The sequence below is a fragment of the Kitasatospora sp. NPDC057198 genome (assembly GCF_042670125.1).
Lineage (GTDB): Bacteria > Actinomycetota > Actinomycetes > Streptomycetales > Streptomycetaceae > Kitasatospora.
This window is the reverse complement of record NZ_JBHUWH010000679.1, coordinates 1-3036: the sequence shown is the minus strand read 5'-3', so window position 1 is coordinate 3036 and position 3036 is coordinate 1. Positions and strand designations below refer to the sequence as shown.

The 3036-nt window shown below is 78.5% G+C and carries 1 protein-coding gene and 1 pseudogene; both read right to left on the bottom strand.

Going from position 1 to position 3036, the window contains the following annotated elements; genetic code table 11:
- Window positions 1-35: 35 nt before the first annotated feature.
- Window positions 36-980 (bottom strand): bifunctional riboflavin kinase/FAD synthetase, encoded by a 945-nt coding sequence (locus ACFUEL_RS37630; protein ID WP_380242394.1) that lies wholly within the window; start codon window positions 978-980, stop codon window positions 36-38.
- A gap of 63 nt (window positions 981-1043) precedes the next feature.
- Window positions 1044-3036 (bottom strand): annotated as a pseudogene (locus tag ACFUEL_RS37625) (serine protease); the annotation flags it as partial.

The window sequence follows — 3036 nt, the reverse complement described above, 5'->3', positions numbered from 1 at the left end:
GAACGCGCGTTCCGCGGGGGCTCGGCCGTGCCGGCTCAGGGGCGCTCGGTGAGCTCCCGGGCGCGCTTGACGTCCTCGGCCATCCGCTCCAGCAGGGCGTCGATCGAGTCGAACTTCTCCATGCCGCGCAGCCAGGCCAGGAAGTCCACGGCGACGTGCTGCCCGTACAGGTCGAGGCCGACCCGGTCGATGGCGTACGCCTCGACGGTGCGGGCGGTGCCGTCGAAGGTCGGGTTGGTGCCGACCGAGATCGCGGCGGGCATGGTCTCGCCGTCGGCGGTCAGCCAGCCCGCGTACACGCCGTCGGCGGGGATCGCCGAGTGCGCGACGGTGTCCACGTTGGCGGTGGGGTAGCCGAGTTCGCGGCCGCGCTGGGCGCCGCGGACGACCTCGCCCTCGACCCGGTGCGGGCGGCCGAGGATCTCGCCGACGCCGGCCATGTCGCCGGCCGCGACCAGCCGGCGGCACAGGCTGGAGGAGAACGGCTCGCCGTCGCCCGCCGCGCCGCGCACCTGCAGGTCGACCACCTCGACGGTGAAGTCGTCGGCCCGGCCGAGCTCGGCCAGCAGCTCGACGTTCCCCGCCGCGCGGTGCCCGAAGCGGAAGTTGGGGCCCTCGACGACCGCCTTCGCGTGCAGCGCGTCGACCAGCACCGACCGGACGAAGTACTCGGGGGACTCCTTCGAGAACTCGGCGGTGAACGGCAGCACCAGGACGGCGTCCACGCCCAGCTGCTCGACCAGTTCGGCCCGGCGCGGCTGCGGGGCGAGCAGCGGCGGGTGGGTGCCGGGCCGGACCACCTCGCTGGGGTGCGGGTCGAAGGTGACCACCACCGACTTCGCCCCCAGCTCACCGGCCAGCTCCACCACCCGGTTGATGATCAACTGGTGTCCGCGGTGGACCCCGTCGAACGATCCGATGGTGACGACGCTGCGCCCCCAGTCCCCGGGGATCTCCTCCAGGCCGTGCCAGCGCTGCACCTGACCGCTCCTTGTTCCTACGGTGTGCACAACCCGTGCACTCGAAAGACCGAAACCGAACCCCTATAGCGTGCCATGCGACCGGCCCTGCCCAGGTACCGGAAGGCCCTTGGTGTGACCGGTCAGACGGCCGCCGGGACGGTCGACCTGCCGTTCGGCCTCGGCCGCGGCGTACTGCGGGTCCCGCCCGGCCGCGGCGAGGGCCCGCATCCGGGCCAGCCGGGGCCCCTGCGGCGGCGGCGGGGCGTCCTCGGGCCAGGACGCCAGCAGCCGGGCGAAACCCGCCCAGCGCCCCGCACAGCGCACCAGGGCGGCGTCCGCGCCCGGCCACCGCTCGGCGACCAGCCGCAGCAGCTCGCGCACCCGCCGCCCGGGGTGCCCGGCGTGCCGGGCCGCCAGCGCCTCCACCACCGCCGCCAGCACCTCGCCGTCCCGCTCGGCGGCCAGCAGGGCGTCCAGCAGCTCCTCCCGGCCGCCGCCCGGCGCGGCCAGCACCGGCACGAACAGCGCCCGCACCGCCGGCCCGGCGGCCAGCACCGCGTCCAGCAGCGGACGGCCGTCCCGCCCGGCGTCCAGCAGCCGGTCCAGGTGCCGGGCCACCTCCCCGGCCCGCTCGGGGCCCTCCCGCAGCAGCTCGGCGGCGACCAGCAGCCCGGAGCGGGCCACCGCCGGGTCGCCGGCCGCGGTCAGCACCCGCAGGTCCTCCGCCAGCCGGGCGCCCGGCACCCGCAGCCGCTCGCGCACCGCCGCCAGCACCTCGGCCGGGTGCTCCGCCACCAGCTCGGCCAGCACCCCGGCGGTCAGGAACGGGTCCCCCGCGCGGTACGCAGCCAGCGCGGCCGGCAGGTACTCGGCCCGGCCCTGCGGATCGCGCACCAGCAGGGCCAACGCCGCGCCGTGCAGCGCCGGTTCGTCCTCCCGGGCGAGCAGCGTCCGGGCCGCCAGCCGCAGCAGCCGGGCCCCCGAGCCGCCCGCGTGCGGGGCGGTGCGCAGCGCGTGCACGGCCGCCGCGACGTGCCGCTCGGGGCGCGGGTCGTGGCTCCACCGGTCGACCGCCCGGCACAGCGCGGACGGCTCCCGCTCGGCCAGCCGGCCCAGCAGCGCGTCCGCCCGCGGGTGGGCGGCGGCCACCAGCACCTCGGTCAGCTCGTCCAGCGCCAACGCCCGGTGCTCGTACAGCAGTTCGTCGGCCAGCCCGGCGGCCGCCGCGCCCTCCCCGTACCAGGCGCACAGCAGCGGCAGCACCCCGCGCGGGTCCGCGGCCAGCAGTTCGGCCGCCGCCGCCCGCACCACCTCCGCCCGGCCCGGGTCCTGCGCCAACCGGCCCAGCAGCGCGACCCGTTCGGCCACCGGCAGCGGCAGCCCGGCCCAGAACGCCGCGCCGAACCGCTCGTCCCGCCCGGCCCGTCCGGCCAGCAGCTCCAGCAACTCCCGGTGCGCGGACGGCTCCGGGCTCCCCGCCAGCCCCGCCACCAGCACCCGGCCCGCCCACCAGTCCGCCTCCCCGCCCCGCTCCGAACGCTCCAACGCCGCCAGCGCCCGCCGCAACCACCCGTCCAGCACCCCCGCCCCCCGCACCTCCCCCGCCCGCCGCAACGCCCCCACCACCACCCCGACCCGGCACCGCCCGACCCCGGCACCGGCCAACGCCCCGCCGGACGCCTGACCGGACGCCCCGCCGAAGGCCCCGTCAGGGGCCCGGGGAACGGCGGGCCCGTGGCTGCCGCCGTCCGACGGGGCACGAAGCGCCCCGCTGCTCCCGGCCTCCCTCCCGCCCCGCTCTCCACCACCCGCACCGGCCGCCGTCGCCTCTGCCCCCTCCTCCCCCTCCTCCAGCACCAGCCGCAGCGCCGCGTCCAGGTCCAGGTGCAGGCTCTGCAGCCACTCCCCCCACTCCTCGTGCCCGGCCCGGTGGCCCGCCCCCGCCGGCACCAGCAGCCGCTCCTCCCGGACGGCCCGCGCCCAGCCGCCCGCCTCCGGGAACAGCCGCGCGAACTCCTCGGCGGGCAGCGCCCCGTCCCCCGCGCCGAGCATCAGCCGGGCCGCCTCGTGCAGC